The sequence below is a fragment of the Burkholderia cenocepacia genome (assembly GCF_900446215.1).
In the GTDB taxonomy this organism is placed as follows: Bacteria; Pseudomonadota; Gammaproteobacteria; order Burkholderiales; family Burkholderiaceae; genus Burkholderia; species Burkholderia cenocepacia.
In genome coordinates, this window is sequence record NZ_UAQZ01000015.1 from 444,492 (window position 1) to 461,445 (window position 16,954).

General features: G+C 68.6%; 18 protein-coding genes. 5 read left to right on the top strand and 13 right to left on the bottom strand.

Features of this window, described 5'->3' with window-relative positions; translation table 11 throughout:
• Nucleotides 1-3: 3 nt before the first annotated feature.
• From flgH to flgB, 7 genes are read right to left on the bottom strand one after another with little or no spacing between them, the layout of a single operon-like run.
• Entirely contained in the window at nt 4-693 is a 690-nt protein-coding gene (flgH, locus tag DTA15_RS31800; protein ID WP_006495504.1) for a flagellar basal body L-ring protein FlgH, read from the bottom strand.
• A gap of 20 nt (nt 694-713) precedes the next feature.
• Complete coding sequence (gene flgG / locus DTA15_RS31805) at nt 714-1,502, bottom strand: flagellar basal-body rod protein FlgG (RefSeq protein WP_006485706.1); 789 nt, start codon at nt 1,500-1,502, stop codon at nt 714-716.
• A gap of 34 nt (nt 1,503-1,536) precedes the next feature.
• Nucleotides 1,537-2,295, bottom strand: coding sequence for a flagellar basal-body rod protein FlgF (gene flgF / locus DTA15_RS31810; protein WP_006485699.1), 759 nt, complete (start codon nt 2,293-2,295; stop codon nt 1,537-1,539).
• Nucleotides 2,296-2,314: 19 nt separating this feature from the next.
• On the bottom strand, nt 2,315-3,556 hold the full coding sequence (gene flgE / locus DTA15_RS31815; protein WP_006485700.1) for a flagellar hook protein FlgE: 1,242 nt from the start codon (nt 3,554-3,556) through the stop codon (nt 2,315-2,317).
• Nucleotides 3,557-3,583: 27 nt separating this feature from the next.
• The gene (locus DTA15_RS31820) at nt 3,584-4,330 is read right to left on the bottom strand and encodes a flagellar hook assembly protein FlgD (RefSeq protein WP_006485702.1); all 747 of its coding nucleotides are present in this window, start codon (nt 4,328-4,330) and stop codon (nt 3,584-3,586) included.
• Between the two features lie 55 nt (nt 4,331-4,385).
• Nucleotides 4,386-4,811: a flagellar basal body rod protein FlgC gene (gene flgC, locus DTA15_RS31825; protein ID WP_006485701.1), complete on the bottom strand. Its 426-nt coding sequence runs from the start codon at nt 4,809-4,811 to the stop codon at nt 4,386-4,388.
• A gap of 38 nt (nt 4,812-4,849) precedes the next feature.
• Nucleotides 4,850-5,338: a flagellar basal body rod protein FlgB gene (gene flgB / locus DTA15_RS31830; RefSeq protein ID WP_006485705.1), complete on the bottom strand. Its 489-nt coding sequence runs from the start codon at nt 5,336-5,338 to the stop codon at nt 4,850-4,852.
• Between the two features lie 203 nt (nt 5,339-5,541).
• On the opposite strand from flgB, the gene flgA reads away from it, so the two are divergent.
• The 3 genes from flgA (at nt 5,542) to DTA15_RS31845 (ending at nt 7,716) form a co-directional block, all read left to right on the top strand.
• A complete protein-coding gene (gene flgA / locus DTA15_RS31835; protein ID WP_012492352.1) occupies nt 5,542-6,753 on the top strand; it encodes a flagellar basal body P-ring formation chaperone FlgA in 1,212 nt (403 codons plus the stop codon).
• A 117-nt stretch (nt 6,754-6,870) separates the two neighbouring features.
• Nucleotides 6,871-7,197, top strand: coding sequence for a flagellar biosynthesis anti-sigma factor FlgM (flgM, locus tag DTA15_RS31840; protein ID WP_006483180.1), 327 nt, complete (start codon nt 6,871-6,873; stop codon nt 7,195-7,197).
• Nucleotides 7,198-7,275: 78 nt separating this feature from the next.
• Nucleotides 7,276-7,716, top strand: a complete 441-nt coding sequence (locus DTA15_RS31845; protein WP_006483184.1) for a flagella synthesis protein FlgN — start codon at nt 7,276-7,278, stop codon at nt 7,714-7,716.
• Nucleotides 7,717-7,765: 49 nt separating this feature from the next.
• Here DTA15_RS31845 and DTA15_RS31850 read toward each other — a convergent pair whose 3' ends face one another.
• Nucleotides 7,766-9,616: a M24 family metallopeptidase gene (locus tag DTA15_RS31850; protein WP_006483179.1), complete on the bottom strand. Its 1,851-nt coding sequence runs from the start codon at nt 9,614-9,616 to the stop codon at nt 7,766-7,768.
• Nucleotides 9,617-9,991: 375 nt separating this feature from the next.
• On the opposite strand from DTA15_RS31850, the gene DTA15_RS31855 reads away from it, so the two are divergent.
• Nucleotides 9,992-10,774, top strand: a complete 783-nt coding sequence (locus tag DTA15_RS31855) for a helix-turn-helix domain-containing protein (RefSeq protein WP_012492351.1) — start codon at nt 9,992-9,994, stop codon at nt 10,772-10,774.
• Nucleotides 10,775-10,813: 39 nt separating this feature from the next.
• Here the strand turns inward: DTA15_RS31855 and DTA15_RS31860 are convergent, their stop codons facing one another.
• The 4 genes from DTA15_RS31860 to DTA15_RS31875 all read right to left on the bottom strand — a co-directional run bounded on the left by DTA15_RS31860 (nt 10,814) and on the right by DTA15_RS31875 (nt 15,724).
• Nucleotides 10,814-12,055, bottom strand: a complete 1,242-nt coding sequence (locus DTA15_RS31860) for a multifunctional CCA addition/repair protein (RefSeq protein WP_006483182.1) — start codon at nt 12,053-12,055, stop codon at nt 10,814-10,816.
• Nucleotides 12,052-12,699 carry a glutathione S-transferase family protein gene (locus DTA15_RS31865; protein WP_006483174.1) on the bottom strand — a complete coding sequence of 216 codons (648 nt, stop codon included), beginning with the start codon at nt 12,697-12,699 and terminating at the stop codon, nt 12,052-12,054. The genes DTA15_RS31860 and DTA15_RS31865 overlap by 4 nt, the downstream gene beginning before the upstream one ends.
• Before the next feature lie 62 nt (nt 12,700-12,761).
• Complete coding sequence (locus DTA15_RS31870; RefSeq protein WP_006483181.1) at nt 12,762-13,721, bottom strand: complex I NDUFA9 subunit family protein; 960 nt, start codon at nt 13,719-13,721, stop codon at nt 12,762-12,764.
• Between the two features lie 50 nt (nt 13,722-13,771).
• Complete coding sequence (locus DTA15_RS31875; protein WP_006483177.1) at nt 13,772-15,724, bottom strand: lytic transglycosylase domain-containing protein; 1,953 nt, start codon at nt 15,722-15,724, stop codon at nt 13,772-13,774.
• An 8-nt stretch (nt 15,725-15,732) separates the two neighbouring features.
• Here DTA15_RS31875 and DTA15_RS31880 point away from each other — a divergent pair, with 8 nt between their 5' ends.
• Nucleotides 15,733-16,341 carry a 5-formyltetrahydrofolate cyclo-ligase gene (locus DTA15_RS31880; protein ID WP_043033157.1) on the top strand — a complete coding sequence of 203 codons (609 nt, stop codon included), beginning with the start codon at nt 15,733-15,735 and terminating at the stop codon, nt 16,339-16,341.
• Nucleotides 16,342-16,416: 75 nt separating this feature from the next.
• On the opposite strand, the gene DTA15_RS31885 is transcribed toward DTA15_RS31880, so the two are convergent.
• Nucleotides 16,417-16,929 carry a winged helix DNA-binding protein gene (locus DTA15_RS31885; protein WP_006483173.1) on the bottom strand — a complete coding sequence of 171 codons (513 nt, stop codon included), beginning with the start codon at nt 16,927-16,929 and terminating at the stop codon, nt 16,417-16,419.
• Nucleotides 16,930-16,954 lie beyond the last annotated feature (25 nt).

A 16,954-nucleotide genomic window follows, 5' to 3' on the forward strand; every position in this document is an offset into this window, starting at 1 on the left:
TCATCACCACGGCGCGATGTTGAGGAAGAAGCGCTGCAGCCAGCCCATCGTCTCGGCTTCGTTGATGTAGCCCTTCGACGAGTATTCGATCTTCGCGTCGGCGACCTGCGTCGAGTAGACGGAGTTCGCGCCCGAGATCGTGTTCGGGTTGACGACCCCCGAGAAACGCACGAATTCGTTGCCCTGGTTGATCAGCATCTGCTTCTCGCCGCTGACCACGAGGTTGCCGTTCGGCAGCACGTTGGTGACGGTCACCGTGATCGTGCCGTTGAACGTGTTCGCCGCGCTCGCGCCGCCGGTCGCCGCGAACTTGTTCGCGCCGGTCGCCGATAGATTCGCCTTCGCGAACAGCCCGCCGAGGAAGCCGGCGGTCGGCACGTTGAAGTCGGTGTTGCCCTGCCGGTTGGTGTTCGCGCCGGACGACTTGGTCGCGTTGATGTTCTCCGCGATCATGATCGTCAGGATGTCGCCGATGTTGCGCGGCCGCTGATCCTCGAACAGCGGCCGCCCCGCGAAGCCGGGGTTGTAGATCGAGCCGGGCGCCTGCATCGACATCGGCATCGGCGGCTGCGCCGTCATCGGCTGCTGGATGATCGGATCGCGCGGGATCTGCGCGCAACCGGCGAGCGCCGCCACCGCGACCGCGCACGCGGCGCGGACGGTGGCTGACGAGGGGAGGCGAACCTGCTTCATGGCGACGGCGGGACTTCCGGTTAGCTCTTCATCTGCGTGACGGTCTGCAGCATCTGGTCGGACGTCGTCACGGCCTTGCTGTTGATCTCGTAGGCACGCTGCGTCTGGATCATGTTGACGAGTTCCTGCACGACGTTCACGTTCGACGCCTCGACGTAGCCCTGGTTGAGCACGCCCGCGCCGTTCAGCCCCGGCTGCGACACGTTCGGCGCGCCCGACGACGTCGTTTCCGCGAACAGGTTCTCGCCCTTCGCCTCGAGGCCGGCCGGGTTGATGAAGGTCGCGATCTGCAGCGAACCGATCTGGACCGCGTTGCTCGAGCCCGGCTGCGTGACCGACACGACGCCGTCCTTGCCGATCGTCAGCGACTGCGCGTTCTGCGGCACGGTGATCGCCGGCAGCACCTGGTAGCCGCTCGACGTGACGAGCTGGCCCTGCGCGTTGGTCTGGAACGAGCCGTCGCGAGTGTACGCGTTGGTGCCGTCCGGCATCAGCACCTGGAAGAAGCCCGCGCCGTTGATCGCGACGTCCTTCGAGTTGCCGGTCTGCGTGAGGCCGCCCTGCGTGTACAGGCGCTCGGTCGCGACCTGCTGCACGCCGGTGCCGAGCTGCAGGCCCGACGGCAGCTCGGTCTGCTGCGTCGAGTTCGCGCCGGGCTGGCGGATGGTCTGGTACAGCAGATCCTCGAACACCGCGCGCGACGCCTTGAAGCCGTTCGTGCTGGTGTTCGCGAGGTTGTTCGAAATCACGTCCATCTGCGCCTGCTGCGCATTCATGCCGGTGGCGGCGATGTAGAGCGAACGATTCACTTGTCTGGTCTCCTGCTTAGGCTGGCGCGGGCGCTCAGCTGAAATTGAGCAACTGGTTCGCCGTCTGCTCGTTCTGGTCGGCCGTCTGGATCAGCTTCGACTGCAGCTGGAACGCCCGTGCGTTGTCGATCATCGCGACCATCGCGGTCACCGGGTTCACGTTGCTGCCTTCGAGCGAATTCGGCGTGACGACCACGTTCGGGTCGACGTCGGCCGGATTGCCGTCGGCGGTGCGGAACAGCCCGTCGTTGCCGCGCGTGAGCGTGGCCGGATCGGGATTGACGAGCTTCATCTGGTCGACGATCGCGACGGCCGTCGGCGGGTCGCCCGGCATCAGCGCGGACACCGTGCCGTCCTTGCCGATCGTCACTTCCGCGTTCGGCGGCACCGAGATCGGGCCGCCGTTGCCGATCACCGGCAGGTTGCTCGCGTTGACGAGCTGGCCGTTCTCGTCGACATGCAGGTTGCCCGCGCGCGTGTACGCCTCGCTGCCGTCGGCCGTCTGCACCGACAGCCAGCCCGGGCCCTGCACGGCGACGTCGAGCGGATTGCCGGTGCGCGTGATCGGACCCGGCGCGTAGTCGGCGCCGGGCGTCGACGACAGCACGTAGGTGCGCGTCGTCGTCGGATCGATCTTGCTGCCGTCGCCGAAATTCATCGGCACCGCGCGATACGTCGCGAGTTGCGCGCGAAAGCCCGTCGTCGATGCGTTCGCGAGGTTGTTCGCGACCACCGCCTGCTGGTCAAGCGACTGCGACGCGCCCGTCATCGCCGTATAGATCAGTCGGTCCATGGCTGCCGGTTATCCGCGCTTACAGGTTGATGAGCGTCTGGTCGACGGTCTGCTGCGTCTTGATCGTCTGCGCGTTCGCCTGGTAGTTGCGCTGCGCGGTGATCAGGTTGACGAGCTGCGACGTGAGGTCGACGTTCGAGTTCTCGAGCGCGCTGCCCTGCAGCGTGCCGTGGTTCGTGCTGCCCGGCGCGGAGACCTGCGGCACGCCCGACGCGGCGGATTCCGCATACTGGTTGCCGCCGAGGTTCACCAGTCCGTTCGGGTTGTTGAAGTTGGCGAGCGCGATCAGGCCGAGCACGGCGGTCTGGCCGTTCGAGTAGTTGCCGGTCAGCTTGCCGTCGGCGCCGATCGAGTAGGTCGTCAGCGTGCCGCTCGCGTAGCCGTCCTGCGCGAGGTTGTTCACGCCGTCCTTGCCGCCGTACTGCGTCGTGCCGGTCAGGTCGAGCGTGAGCTTCTGCGGCGTCGCCGAGCCGTCGGTGTTCGGCACGGTGAACTGGAACTGGCCGAGCGACGCGGTCGGCGTGGCCGGCGTGCCGGTCGTCGTGCTCTGGATCGCGCCGGACGTATCGAACGTGATCGTGCCGAGATCGGTCGTCGCGCCGCCCTGCACGCCCGCGTACGCTTCCCACGTGCCGGCCGCCGACTTCACGAAGTACATGTTGACCGCCTGCGAACCGCCGAGCGAGTCGTACACCTGGATCGACGTCGTGTAGTTGTACGTCGTGTTGTCGGTCGCGCTGAACGGCGTCTTGGTCGGCACCGTGTCCTGCGAGTTCAGGTTGAACTGGCCGGTGATCTTGGTCGTCGCGGTCGGCGCGATGTTGGTGGTCGGCGCCTGCAGCGGCACGGTCTGCGCGGTATTGATCACGCCGCCCGCGTTGGCCGCGTAGCCCATCAGGTTACGGCCCTGCGAGTCGACGATGAAGCCGTTCTTGTCGCGCTGGAACGTGCCGTCGCGCGAGTACGTCGTCACGCCGTTGTTCGACATCTGGAAGAAGCCGTTGCCGTTGATCGCTACGTCGAGCGACGAGTTCGTCGTATTGATCGTGCCCTGGCCGAACTGCTGCTGCACCGAGTTCAGCGACGTGCCGATGCCGATCTGCGTGTTGACCGACGTCGCGACCGAGTTCGCGTACATGTCGGCGAATTGCGCGGTGCTCGACTTGAAGCCGACCGTGTTCGCGTTCGCGATGTTGTTGCCGATCACGTCGAGCGCGTTCGATGCGCCGGCGAGGCCGCTCAGACCCTGTTGATAACCCATTTCGGTCTCCGTTACGAGAAAGCTCGATCAGTTGGTAGTGGTGTCGCCGGACGTGGACGACTTGGTGTTCGGGAAGATCGACGCAACCTGGGTGAGCCCCACCGTCGTGCCGTTCGACAGCACGAGCCCCGCGGTGCCGTCCGCCTGCTTGACCACGCTCTGCACCGTCGCGGCCGCGAGCGTCGTGGCCGCCTGCGGCGTGCCGGCGCTGTTGGTGTACGACGCGCTGACCGTGTACGTGCCGTCCGGCAGCGCGTTGCCGGCCGCGTCGGTCGGCGTCCAGTTGAACGGCACGGTGCCGGCCGACTGCGCGCCCGCGTTGATCGTGTTCACGACGGCGCCCGCCGAGTTCTTCACGGTGATCGTCAGGTTCGACACCGAATTCGCGAGCGACACGCCGAACGGCGACGCCGCGCCGCCCTTCACCGCGACGCTGTTGCCCGGCGCGAGCACGTTGGTGCCGATCAGCAGCGCGGCCTGCGTCTGCTGGCCGGCCGCGAGCTGCGTCGACAGCGACGTGAGCGACGTGTTCAACTGCGCGATGCCGCTCACCGTGTTGATCTGCGCGAGCTGCGACGTCATCTGCGAGCTGTCGACCGGGCTGGTCGGATCCTGGTTCTGCAACTGCGTGACGAGCAGCTTCAGGAACGTCGCCTGCAGGTCGCTCGCCGACGTGCCGTTGGTCGACGACACGTTGTTGGTGTTCATCGTGTCGGTCGGCAGCGTCGACACGTTGGTGCCGTTGCTGCCGATCGTCGTGTTGGAGGAAGTCATCCTGGGTGGCCTTCTGTCGGAACTGTCGGGTCGGTAAGGTCGGGCCGCGCGCGGCTTACGAGCCGATCGTCAGCGTCTTGAGCATCAGCGTCTTCGCGGTGTTCAGCGTCTCGACGTTGGCCTGGTACGAGCGCGACGCCGAGATCATGTTCACCATCTCCTGCACCGGATCGACGTTCGGCATCTGCACGTAGCCGTTCGCGTCGGCGGCCGGGTTCGCCGGGTCGTAGGTCGATTTCATCGGCGACGGGTCGTCCATCACCTTGGTCACCCGCACGCCGCCCACGCCCTGGCCGGACGCGGTGCGCGCGCCGCCCATCGGGTCGGTCGCGAACACGACCTGCTTGGCCTTGTATGGCTTGCCGTCGGGGCCGGTCGCGCTGTCGGCGTTCGCGAGGTTCGACGCGGTGACGTTCAGGCGCTGCGATTGCGCGGACAGCGCCGAACCGGCGACGCCGAAGATGTTCATCAACGAAGGCATGGAAGCTCCTTGTGCTGGGCGAGGTTCGGAAGCGGCGCTTACGAGTTGGTCGTGATCGCGGCGATCATCGCCTTGATCTGCTGGGTCATCACGGTCATTCCGGTCTCGTAGTGCAGCGCGTTGTTAGCGAACTGCACGCGCTCGACGTCGAGATCGACCGTGTTGCCGTCGAGCGACGGCTGCAGCGGCATCCGGTATTGCGCACGGCCGTAGTCGTCCGCCGGGCCGCCGGTCGGGATCAGCTTCGCGGTGCCGGCCATGTGCCCGGGCGCCGTCGACACCATCGACATGCCGCTCGTCACGCCGGCCGGCTGCGTCATCGGCAGTTGCGCGGCGTTGCTCGGCGCCAGGCCGCCGCTCGTCTGCTTCAGCGAGCGCGCGAGCGTCGACGCGAAATCGACGTCGCGGGCCTGGTAGCCGGGCGTGTCGGCGTTCGCGATGTTCGACGACAGCAGTTCCTGCCGATAGGCGCGCACGTCGAGCGCCTGTCGGCCGAACGCGAATTCCGCATCGAGTTTGTCCAGCATGTGTGCGTCTCTCCGTATGAAGCGCTGCACGCCCCTCGCGCCGGATGGCGACCCGAGAGGCTTTTTTCCATGACAGCGATGGTAGGCGCGGGACGCAACCGGCAATCGGGCGAATAACGCGGCAAAGGCCCCTCTATTCATCGTTTGCGCGACGCCCCCGCTCCCTAGAATGCGAAGCGGATCAACGGATCGGAGGCATGGCGATGACTGGCGGCGCACTTCGCGACAGGAACGGGCGGCTCGCGCACGTCCGGCGTGCGTTCGCGCTCGCCGCGGCGCTGTGGATCGCCGCGCCTGCCGCCCACGCCGACGACGGGATGATCGTGATTCCCGGGCGCGGCGAGACGGCAGAAACCGCGCTCGCGCATGCCAATGCGGCGAGCGGCGGGCAGTTCGACCGGAATGCGGGCGCCGCTTCGGTTCCGGGTGCGCAGCGCGCGGCCGGCGGGGCGAGCGCCTCGACCGGCGCCGGCTACGCGGCGCAACCGGCCGGCCAGATGGTCGTGACGAGCGTCCCGCCGCCGGCCGCTGCGGCGGCCCCCGTCTACGCAGCCGCCCGCCCGAACGCCGGTTACGGTGCGTCGTCGCGCACAGTCGATCCTTCCGCGATCGCGACGGTCGTCGCCGGCACGGCCGAGCCTGTATCGAATCCCGCGCGGCCGGCGCCGCAACCGGCCGCCGCCGCCCGCCTCGCGGCAGCCCGTGCGGCATCAGCGGCAGCGCCGCGCACGGCGGCCGCTTCCGGCAATCCGGCTCCGGCCGCCCCTGCCGCCCGGCCCGCGACGGCGCCCGGCCAGCAAGATCCCGAAACGATCCGGCGCGCGGCGCTCGCGTTCCTGCAGCAGCAGATCGCCGGCCTTCCCGGCAAGACCACCGCGACCGTCACGACCGCCTTTCCGCGCGGGCTCGCCGCGTGCACGACGCTCGAACCGTTTTTGCCGACCGGCGCGCGCCTGTGGGGCCGCACGACGGTCGGCGTGCGCTGCGCGGGCGAGCGGCCGTGGACCGTCTACCTGCAGGCGAAGGTCGCCGTGCAGGCCACCTATTACGTCGCCGCGCGCCAGATCGCGCCCGGCGAGCCGCTCTCCGCGGCCGACCTGGTCGCGCGCGACGGCGACCTGACGGTGCTGCCGCTGGCGGTGATCACCGATCCGGCGCAGGCGATCGGCGCAACCGCGCTTGCGCGCATCTCGGCCGGGCTGCCGCTGCGGCAGGACATGCTGAAGAGCGCGGCGTCGGTGTCGGCCGGCCAGACGGTGCGGGTCGTCGCGGCCGGCCCCGGCTTCACGATTTCGGCCGAAGGCAGCGTGCTCGCGAATGCGGCGCCCGGCCAGTCGGTGCGGGTACGGATGGCGGCCGGGCAGATCGTCACGGCGATCGTCAAGGACGCCGGCACCGTGGAAATTCCGCTGTAGGGACGGATCTGCCGCAAGAATGTAAAGAATTGTTTATTCGGAGCATTTCGGGCTCGCGATGCTAAAGTTCGGGCCGACCCGGCCGTTATCTGGGTCAAACCGTACAGGAAACCCATCGTGAAGATCGATTCCACTCCGAAACCGAGCCCCCTCGCGCCGACCGGCAACGGCGCGGCCCGTGCGCCGTCCGGCACGGCCCAGTCGTCCGCGCAGGCAGGCGACGCCGGATCGACCGGCGGCGACACGACCGTGAACCTGTCGGGTCTGTCCGGCCAGCTGCGTTCGGTATCCGCGTCGGGCGACGCCGATATCGACACGGGCCTGGTCCAGTCGATCAAGGACGCGCTGAACAACGGCACGCTGACGATCGACGCGAACAAGATCGCCGACGGCGTATTGAACACCGCCCGCGAGCTGCTCCAGCGGCAGCGCCCGGGCAGCTAACTCCCGGCCTCGTGGCCGGGTCACCCGGTTTGCCGGCGTGCGCAGCACTGCACGCGCCGGCGTGACGAGCATGACGCGATGAGAGAAGAGCTGCTGGCCACGGTCAACGACGAACACGCGACGGTCGAAGCGTTCGCGTCCCTGCTCGTCTACGAGGAAAAGGCGCTGACGACGGCCGAGCCGCTCGAGATGCTGCCCGGGATCGTCGAGAAGAAAAGCGAATTGATCGACCGGCTCGCGCAGCTCGAACGCACGCGCGACACGCAGCTTTGCGCGCTCGGCTTTCCGGCCGGCAAGAAAGGCATGGACCAGGCGGCCGAGCGCGATGCGCGCCTCGCCAGCCGCTGGCAACTGCTGCAACAGGCCGCCGAACGCGCGCGCCAGGCCAACGCGAACAACGGAATGCTGATCCGGATCCGGATGGACTACAACGAGCGCGCGCTCGCGGTGCTGCGCTCGGCGCCCGCGCCGGCCGGCGTGTACGGCCCCGACGGGCGCGTGTCGGCGCTCACGCGCTGACGTCGCGCCGCGCGGCCGCCCGGCGGCCGCGCTCCCGCCTCTCCCTTCGTTACAACAGCGGACACGCGGTGACCTGCGTGCCGCGCGCCACGCACAGCCGCTCGTAGTCGCGCAGGTACGCGCGCTCGGCGTCGTCCAGCAGGTCGAGATCGATCAGGTCCCAGTCGTAGCCGACCGTCACGATGTTCTCGAACGTCACGGTGTCCGGCTGCGCGTCGTCCGCCCGCACGATCACGATGTTCTCGATCCGCACGCCGCCCTTGCCCGGCAGGTAGATGCCCGGCTCGACCGAAATCACCGCATTCGGCACCAGCCCGTAGGTCGCGCCCGGCGCGAACCGCACGCCGCCCTCGTGCACGTGAATCCCGACGCCGTGCCCGGTGCCGTGGCCGAAATCGTGGCCATGGTCGCGGCACACCTGCCGCACCAGCGCATCGACGTCGCCGCCCGTGGCGGTGGCCGGAAAGCGCGTGACGAGCCCCTTGATGCAGGCCTTCAGCGCGACCGTGTAGATCTCGCGCTGCCACGGCTGCGCGACCGTGTCCGGCCGCGTACGACGCAGCACGACGCGTGTGCAGTCCGTCGCGAAGCCCGCTTCGTAGTACGCGCCGCTGTCGAGCAGCACGAGTTCGCCTTCGGTCAGCTCGACGTCGGCGCTCGCCGCCGTGTAGTGCGCGAAGGCGCTGTTCGCGCCGTTCGCCGCGATCGACGGAAACGTCAGCGCGACCGCCGAACGGGCGCCGTACGCGTCGTTGATCGTGCGCGCGAGGTCGTACTCGGTGTGGCGCACGCCCGGCTCGCCGTTCTTCGCCCAGCGCATCGTCTCCGCGATCGCCGCGGAGCTGCGCGCGAACGCGTCGCGGAAGCGGTCGAGCACGGCCGGCGTCTTGCTCGCCCGCAGCGCCTCGACCGGGTTGAAATCGGCATGCCGCGCGTGCGGCCACACCCGGTTCACCGCGTCGACGAGCGCGCAGTTCACCGATTCGAAGCCGTAGCACACGTGCTCGACCGCGAACCGTGCGAGGAAGCGCTCGAGCGCCGCCACGTCGCGCCGGATCACCTGCAGCGCCGGATACGAATCGAGCGCGACCTCGCAGCGGTCGCAGCCTTCCGGCAAGAACAGCACCACCTGCTCGCCGATCGCGAACAGGAAGCCGAGGTGCGACGACACGTTCGGGATGTGATAGCCGCGGCTGTTCAGCAGATACGCGAGATCGTCCGACGCGCAGGTGAAGAACGCGGTCTTGCCGTCGGCCGCGCCGGTATGCGCGGCGAGCCGCCGGTTCAGCGCGTCGAGGTTCTGCGCGACGCTCAGGCCCGTCATCGCTGCCGGGAGCTCGAAGATCGGCCGTTCGACGTTCCAGCCCGGCAGCGCGATCGCGCGGTCGATCTCGCGATCGGCGAGGCTCGTCCAGTCGAGCGACGCTGCCTGCGTCTGCTCGAACAGCCGGTTGCGCTGCCCGACGCTGATCCGCCGCGCGTCGTAGCCGACCCGCGCGAGCCGGCTCGCGTGCGCGAGCAGCCAGTCGGCCATCGCCTGCCAGATCGTCACGTTCATGCCGAGCTTCTCGACGCGCACGCGCGCCGGATCGCACTGCTGGTCGGCCTGGAAGTGATAACGGCCATCGACGAACAGCACGAACGGCGGCAGATCGAGCGCCTGCGCGGTCGCCGCGCTCAGGAAGATCCCGCAGCCGGCCGAGCCGTCGAAGCCGGACACCGCGTAGCGCGGGTTGTTGCTGCGCGGCAGGTATTCGGTCACGTATTCGTCCTGCGACGTGATCACCACCGCGTCGAGTCGCGCGGCATCGAGCAGGCGCGACAGGCCAGCCTGCGTGTCGGCGACGGACGCGTCGTACGGGGGAAGGCCGGAGAAGCTGTATTTCAGTCGATCGATCATCGGATGCCCGTTATTCGTTGTTGTCGGCGGCCGGCGGCGTGGCGCGGCATCGCGCGCCGGGCACGGCACGTCGTTGCGGCGCAGGTCACGCGCGGCACGACGCGCGGCCGGACCGCGCCGCCGGCCGGGAGGCAGGCCTTCGGTAAAATTTTTGTCTCACTTAACTTTGTTTGATGCGCGACAGAATCTAGAGCACGTCGAAATCGAGGTCAAGCCAAGATTTTCGTAGGACTAAAATCGGCGTGCCGCATGCGGATCCCCGCACAACGCCGATTCGCCCCCGCGACGCTGCGCGGTACAATGCGCCGGCCTCGCCGCCCCGGGCAGCCGCACGGCCCCTGCCCGCGCCCCGACTCGTTGCCACGAAAGAGATTCATGGATTCAGACCTCATGCGTATCGGCCAGCGCATTCGCCGCCTGCGCCGGGAAGCGAAGAAGACGCTGCTGGAAGTGGCGACCGAAGCGAACCTGTCGGTCGGGTTCCTGTCGCAGGTCGAGCGCCATCTGACGGGCATCTCGCTGTCGTCGCTCGTCAACGTCGCGAAGGCGCTGGGCGTGCCGCTCGGTACGCTGATCGAGCAGCCGCGCCAGGCGCAGCCCGATTCGCACGAGGGCAGCCGCAAGCCGTACGCGCTCGACGCCGCGTCGCAGTGGTACGAGCGGCTGTCCACCACGTTCGACGGCAGCCAGATCAACGCGCTGAAGGTGCAGATGATGGAGGGCTACCGGTCGGAATGGGTCGCGCACGGCGGCGACGAATTCGTGTACGTGCTGGCGGGCCGCATCTGCTACACGGTCGGCAAGAAGAATTACCCGCTGACGCCCGGCGACTCGCTGCACTTCGACGCGCGCAAGCGGCATCGCGTGGCCAATGTCGGCGACGGGCCGGCCGAGCTGATCACCGTCAGCACGCTGCCGCTGTTCGACGACAGTGGTGCGGAATTCGTGTCCGCGACGACGGAAATCAGGCAGTCGAAGCCCGGTGAACCGCGCGTGAGCCGGCGCGCGCCGGCGTCCAAACGGGATGACCGCGACGCCGCCGCGGCACGGCCGTCCAAGGTTGGCACAGCCGAAAGGAAGACGTCGGCGAAGCAGCCGCGCGCCGCCGCCGGCAAACGCCCGGCGGCCGCGACTCCGGCACGTAAGAAGAAACCGTAACGGCTGGCCGCGCGCTGTTCCGCGCCTGCTACCTGCCGGCTACTCGCCGATTGCGAGCGCCTGCGCGACGGCCTGGATCCGCGCGCGATGCACGGCTTCCTTGATCTTCTCCGTGTCGCTGCCGATGCCGCGTGCGATCGCGCCGGCATCGACGCTGCGCGCGGCCGCGAGCGCGACGCGCAACCGCTCGGCCTGCGGATACGGCTGCGCATCGAGTCCGAGCCGGCCGCGCGCATCCGATTCGCAGGCCTGCAGCAGCTCGGCGAAGCGCGCCGGCTTGCGCAGCGCGTCGCTGCGCTCGAACAGCCGCACCAGCGCGGCCGCGCCCATTTCCATCACGCGATGCAGGTTGCCGTGCTCGCGCGCGACCACCAGCGCGAGATCGCGGCATTCGTTCGGCACCCGCAGCCGCTCGCACAACGGCTTGAGCAGCTCGACGCTGCGGCTTTCGTGGCCGACGTGGCGCGGCAGCACGTCCGCGGGCGTCGTCCCCTTGCCGAGATCGTGCGTGAGCGCCGCGAAGCGCACCGCCAGCGAATAGCCCTGCTTCGCCGCGTAGTCGACGACCATCATCACGTGCACGCCGGTATCGACTTCCGGGTGGTAATCGGCGCGCTGCGGCACGCCCCACAGCGCATCGACCTCGGGCAGGATGCGCGCGAGCGCGCCGCAGTCGCGCAGCACCGCGAACATCCGCGACGGCTTCGCCTCCATCAGCCCGCGCGCGATTTCCTGCCACACGCGTTCGGGGACGAGCGCGTCGACCTCGCCCGCGTCGACCATCCGCCGCATCAGCGCGAGCGTTTCGTCCGCGACCGTGAAATCCGCGAACCGCGCGGCAAAGCGCGCGATCCGCAGGATCCGCACCGGATCCTCGACGAACGCGTCGCTCACGTGCCGGAACACACGCGCGCGCAGGTCGGCCTGCCCGTCGAACGGATCGATCACCGGGCCGACCAGCGTGCCTTCCGGGCTCACCTCGCGCGCCATCGCGTTGATCGTCAGGTCGCGCCGCGCGAGATCCTCGTCGAGCGTGACGTCCGGCGCGTAGTGGAACTGGAAGCCGTGATAGCCGGCTGCGGTCTTGCGCTCGGTGCGCGCCAGCGCGTACTCCTCTTGCGTCTGCGGATGCAGGAACACCGGGAAATCCTTGCCGACCGGCCGGAAGCCCTGCGCGGTCATCTGCTCGGGCGTCGCGCCGACCACCACGTAGTCGCGGTCCTGCACCGGCACGCCGAGCAATTCGTCGCGGATCGCGCCGCCTACTGCGTAGATGTTCATGGCTGGGGTTCGTATTCGGCGATCACGTTGGTTTCACGGCGCGCGGCGTCGATCCACTGCTGCACGGCCGGCAGCGCCGTCACACGCGCCGCATAGCCGGCCGCCTCCGGCGACAAGGCCGGCGCATACGTATTGAAGCGCATCACGACGGGCGCATACATCGCGTCGGCGATCCCGAATTCGCCGAACAGGAACGGCCCGCCCGACGCCTCGATGCATTCGCTCCACAGCGCGTCGATGCGCGCGACGTCGGCGAGCGCCTCGGGCGTCGCGCCGCGCCCCGGCATCGACGCGCGGATGCTCATGCCCATCTGCGTGCGCAGCGCCATGAAGCCCGAATGCATCTCGGCGGACACGCAGCGCGCATGCGCGCGCGCGAGCGGGTCGGCCGGCCACATCGGGAATTGCGGATAGCGCTCGGCGAGCGTCTCCGCGATCGCGAGCGAATCCCAGATCGCGAAGCCGTGATCGTCGACGAGGCACGGCACCTTGCCGGTCGGCGAATATTCGCGGATGCGCGCGGCCGTGTCGTCGCGGCGCAGCTCGACCACGATCTCGTCGAACGGGATGCCGAAATGCGCGAGCAGCAGCCAAGGCCGCATCGACCACGACGAGTAGTTCTTGTCTCCAATGACGAGCTTCATGACGGGGTTCCGGAAAATGCGAAAAAGGAAAAGAAGCGCCGGCCGGCGGCGCCCCGCGGGTATTAGCGACGCGAGCGGAACCAGTCGAACCGCGAGCGCCTGGCCGCTTCGCCGAGATACGCGGGCGCAATGCTTTCGAGACTCGCGGGCGACAGCCCGAGTTCCGGCGCGAGCGGCCCCGACAGCACGTTCGGCACCGACATCGTCGCGAGATTGTCGCGCGTGAGCACCGGTTCGCCCGGCAGGCATTCGAACACGCTCGCCTGCAGCCGCGCAAGCGCGTCGGGCAGCCGCACGATGCGTGCCTGCCGGCCGACCAGCGTGCCGCAATAGCGCACCAGTTGCTCGAGCGTGTAGACGGTCGGGCCGCCGAGTTCGTAGGTCTTGCCGTGCGCGCCCGCGAGATCGAGCGTGTTGACGAACGCGCGCACGACGTCGCCGACGAATACCGGCTGGAAGCGCGCGTCGGGCATCGCGAGCGGCAGCACGGGCACCGTGCGCTGCAGGTTCGCGAACGTGTTGAGGAATGCATCGCCGGGGCCGAACACGACCGACGGACGGAAGATCGTCAGCGCGAGCGAATCGGTGGCCGCGACCGCATGCAGCGCGGCTTCGCCGTCGCCCTTCGAGCGCTGGTACATGCTCGCGCCGTGCGGATCGGCGCCGAGCGCACTCATGTGCAGCAGGCGCCGCACGCCGACCTCGGTGCAGGCTGTCGCGAGCGCGGCCGGCAGCGCGACGTGCGCGCGCGCGAAACCCGGCCCGTACGGCGTGCCGCGGCCGCCGTGCAGCACGCCGATCAGGTTGATCGCCGCGTGCGCGCCGGCGACGAAGCGCGCGAGCGTGCGCGTATCGAGCGCGTCGAGTTCGACGATGTCGACCGGCAGCATCTGCAGGTGGCGCGCGTGCTCGCGCCGCCGCGTACCGATCCGCACCTGCTTGCCGGCATCGATCAGCGCATTGACGAGCCGGCTGCCGATGAAGCCGGTGCCGCCCAGCAGCGCAACGGTCTGGCGATCCATGTTCGGGTCCTAAAAAGAACACTGCCGCGTCTCGCGCGGCAGTTCGTGTATCAGGGCGAGATCATGCCTAGACGTTTCTTCAACGACTGCGGTTTGCCCTCGAAGAGCGCCGCGTAGTAGACGGTGTTCGACAGCACGTTCTTCACGTAGTCGCGCGTCTCGTTGAACGGAATCGTCTCCGCGAAGATCGCGCCTTCGACCGGCTGCGTCAACACCTGACGCCACTGGCGCGGCCGGCCCGGGCCCGCGTTGTAGCCGGCGGTGGCGAGCACCGGCGAGCTGTCGAAGTTGTTGTAGATGTCCGCCAGATACCAGGTGCCGAGCTGGATGTTGGTATCGATGTCGTGCATCTGCGCCCGCGAGATCGTGCCCATGCCGAGCTTCTTCGCGACCATCTGGGCCGTCGCCGGCATCAGCTGCATCAGGCCGCCCGCGCCGACCGACGAACGCGCGCTGATGATGAAGCGCGATTCCTGGCGGATCAGCCCGTACGCCCACTCGACGTCGAGGCCCGTCGACTGCGCATAGCGCTCGACGGTCGTGCGGTACGGCGACGGATAGCGCAGCGTGAAGTCGTGCTCGGCCTTCGTGCGGTCGGCGGTGTTGACCGTGCGGTCGAGCAGCTCGACGCGCTTGCCGTATTCGGCGGCCGCGAGCAGCTGGCGATCGGTCATCCCGCGCAGCGGCCAGTTCCATTCGCGATTGCCTTCGAGGCGCAGGTTCAGCGCGTAGAAGCGCTGCGCGAGCGCGAAGCCCGGGATCTTGCCCATCGCGTCGATCTCGGCGTCGCTCACCTTCGTGCGCGGCGGGATCGTCGTGCGCTGGCCGAGCTCTTCGCCGGCCAACTGCCCGTAGAAGTTGAACTGGCCAGCGACTTGCTCGAATTCCTGGTTCGCCTGCAGCGTGTCGCCGCTCTGCTTGAGCGCGCGCGCATGCCAGTAGATCCACGCCGGATCGTTGCGCAGCGACGGCGGCATCTGCTCGATCGACCAGCGCACCATCGGCCAGTTGCCGGCGAGCAGCGCGGCGCGCGTGCGCCATTCGTAGCCCGGGTTCGACAGCGGCGCGTTCGCCGATTTCGCATACCAGACCGATGCCATCGGCGAGCGCTTGATCGCGCCCTGGTAGCCGATCGCGCCCCACGCGATCGCCTGTTCCTGCTTGGTGAGCGAAGGCGCGACCGTCGTCAGCATCCCGGCGGCGGCATCCGGATCGTTGCGCGCCATGCGGCCGAGCGCGATCAGCGCGAGCTGATGCGACGCGGCGTCGGGCCCGACGCCGCGCGCGAGATACAGCGGCGGCGCGCTCGTCGCCTGGTCGAAGCCGACCGGGCGCGGGCCGAGCGCATCGACGATCTTGCCGCCGAGCGTCGTGTAGTTCTGCTCGTACGCGAGGCGCGCCTGCTGCCACACGTCGTCGCTCGTGAACTGCTGGTTGACGGTGAGCGCGGTGATCAGGTCGACGCATGCATCGCCGTAGTTCTTCGGCTCGACGAGCAGCGCGCGCGCCGCGTCGGCGACGTTCTCGTTGCGCGCCGCGCGCGATTCGAGCGCATAGCACTTGACCTGCGTGTCGTCGTCGAGCACGAAACGCTTGTACTGGTCGTCGAAATTGCGCCAGTCGTGGCGCGCGCCGAGCACGAGCAGGTAGTCGTTGCGCAGGCGATCCGCGATCGCCTGGCCATCGTAGCGCTGCAGGAACGACTGCACGGGCGCGTCCGGCGCATCGACGCGCGCGCGGCCGGTCGAATCGAACAGCTGCGGCTTGATCTGGAAATACTCGACGTAGGACGGCACCGGATAGTTCGGGATCATCGACGCGAGCTGGGCGGCCTTCGCGGCGTCGTTGCGGCGTGCGGCTTCGCGAAGCTGCACGAAGATCTGGTCATCCCCGGGGAGCGTGTCGTCGTTCGGTGCGGCGCACGCGGCCGTGCCCGCGACGAGCGCGGCGGCCGAAAGCGCCAGCGCGACCGCGCGATATACTCGGAAAAGGCTGTTCGACATCGTTTTGAATGGAGCACGAAGTGAGCGAAAGCATAGCACGCAACCCTGTGCCGAACCCGAAGGTTGCGCTGCGCAAAACGCTGTCCGGCGCCCGTCGCGACGCCGCGTCGCAACCTGCCGCGAACGCCGCGCTCGACGCGCGGCTGCGCATGCTGCTCGACCGTCTCGCGCCGCGCACGGTCGGGTTCTACTGGCCGCTGCCGGGCGAATTCGATGCGCGCGATGCGGTGCTCGCATGGTGCGCGGCAGGGGCCGGCCGCTGCGCCGCGCTGCCGGTAATCGGCGAACGTCACACGCCGCTCGCGTTCCACGCATGGGACGCGCACACGCCGATGCGCGAAGGTCATCACCGGATTCCCGAACCGGCGTCGGGAATCGTCGTCGTGCCCGATCTTTTGCTGATTCCCTGTGTGGGATTCGATCCGCAGCGCTACCGGCTCGGCTACGGCGGCGGCTACTACGACCGCACGCTCGCCGCGTGGCCGGGCGACACGCTGCCCGTGACGGTCGGCATCGCGTACGAAGCGTGCCGCGTCGATGCGCTGCCGGCCGAGACGCACGATCTCGCGCTGCGCTGGATCGTCACCGACGGCGCGCTTTACCCGGCCGCCGGATAATGCCGCGCGGCGGCGCCGCGCTCGGCGCCGCCTGCCCGTGAGCGCGTCGCCGCGCCCGACCGTTGCCGCAATCGTTTACAGCGATGCCGCCGCGCGCGCGGCCGTGTCGTACAGGCCCGAGGCGTGGCGCAGCAACTGCGCCGCGTCGCCGATCTGCTCGTTGGTGAGGCCGCTGTCCTTCAGCGTCTCGATCAGGCAATGCTCGCGGACCTCGCGGTACTTCAGGCACAGGTCGCGGCCCGCGTCGGTCGCGAAGAAGAACACTTCCTTGCCGTTCTTCTCGCTCTTCACATAGCCGCGGGCGATCAGTTTTTTCAGCGCATAGGTCGCGACGTGCGTATCCTCGATATTGAGCACGAAGCAGATGTCGGCGAGCTTCTTCTTGCGTTCGCGATGGCTGACGTGATGCAGCAGCGAGACCTCGACCGCCGTCATGTCCTTCGCGCCGGCCGCCGACATGCAGCGCACCATCCAGCGGTTGAACGCGTTCCCGGCCATGATGAGCCCGTATTCGAGCTCCGACAGCTCCGCGCTCGAATCGGAAACGAGGTGTTCGGATGACACGATCTTGGTCGCAGGACGCTTCATGGACAGGCGCAAGCCGGATGACAGG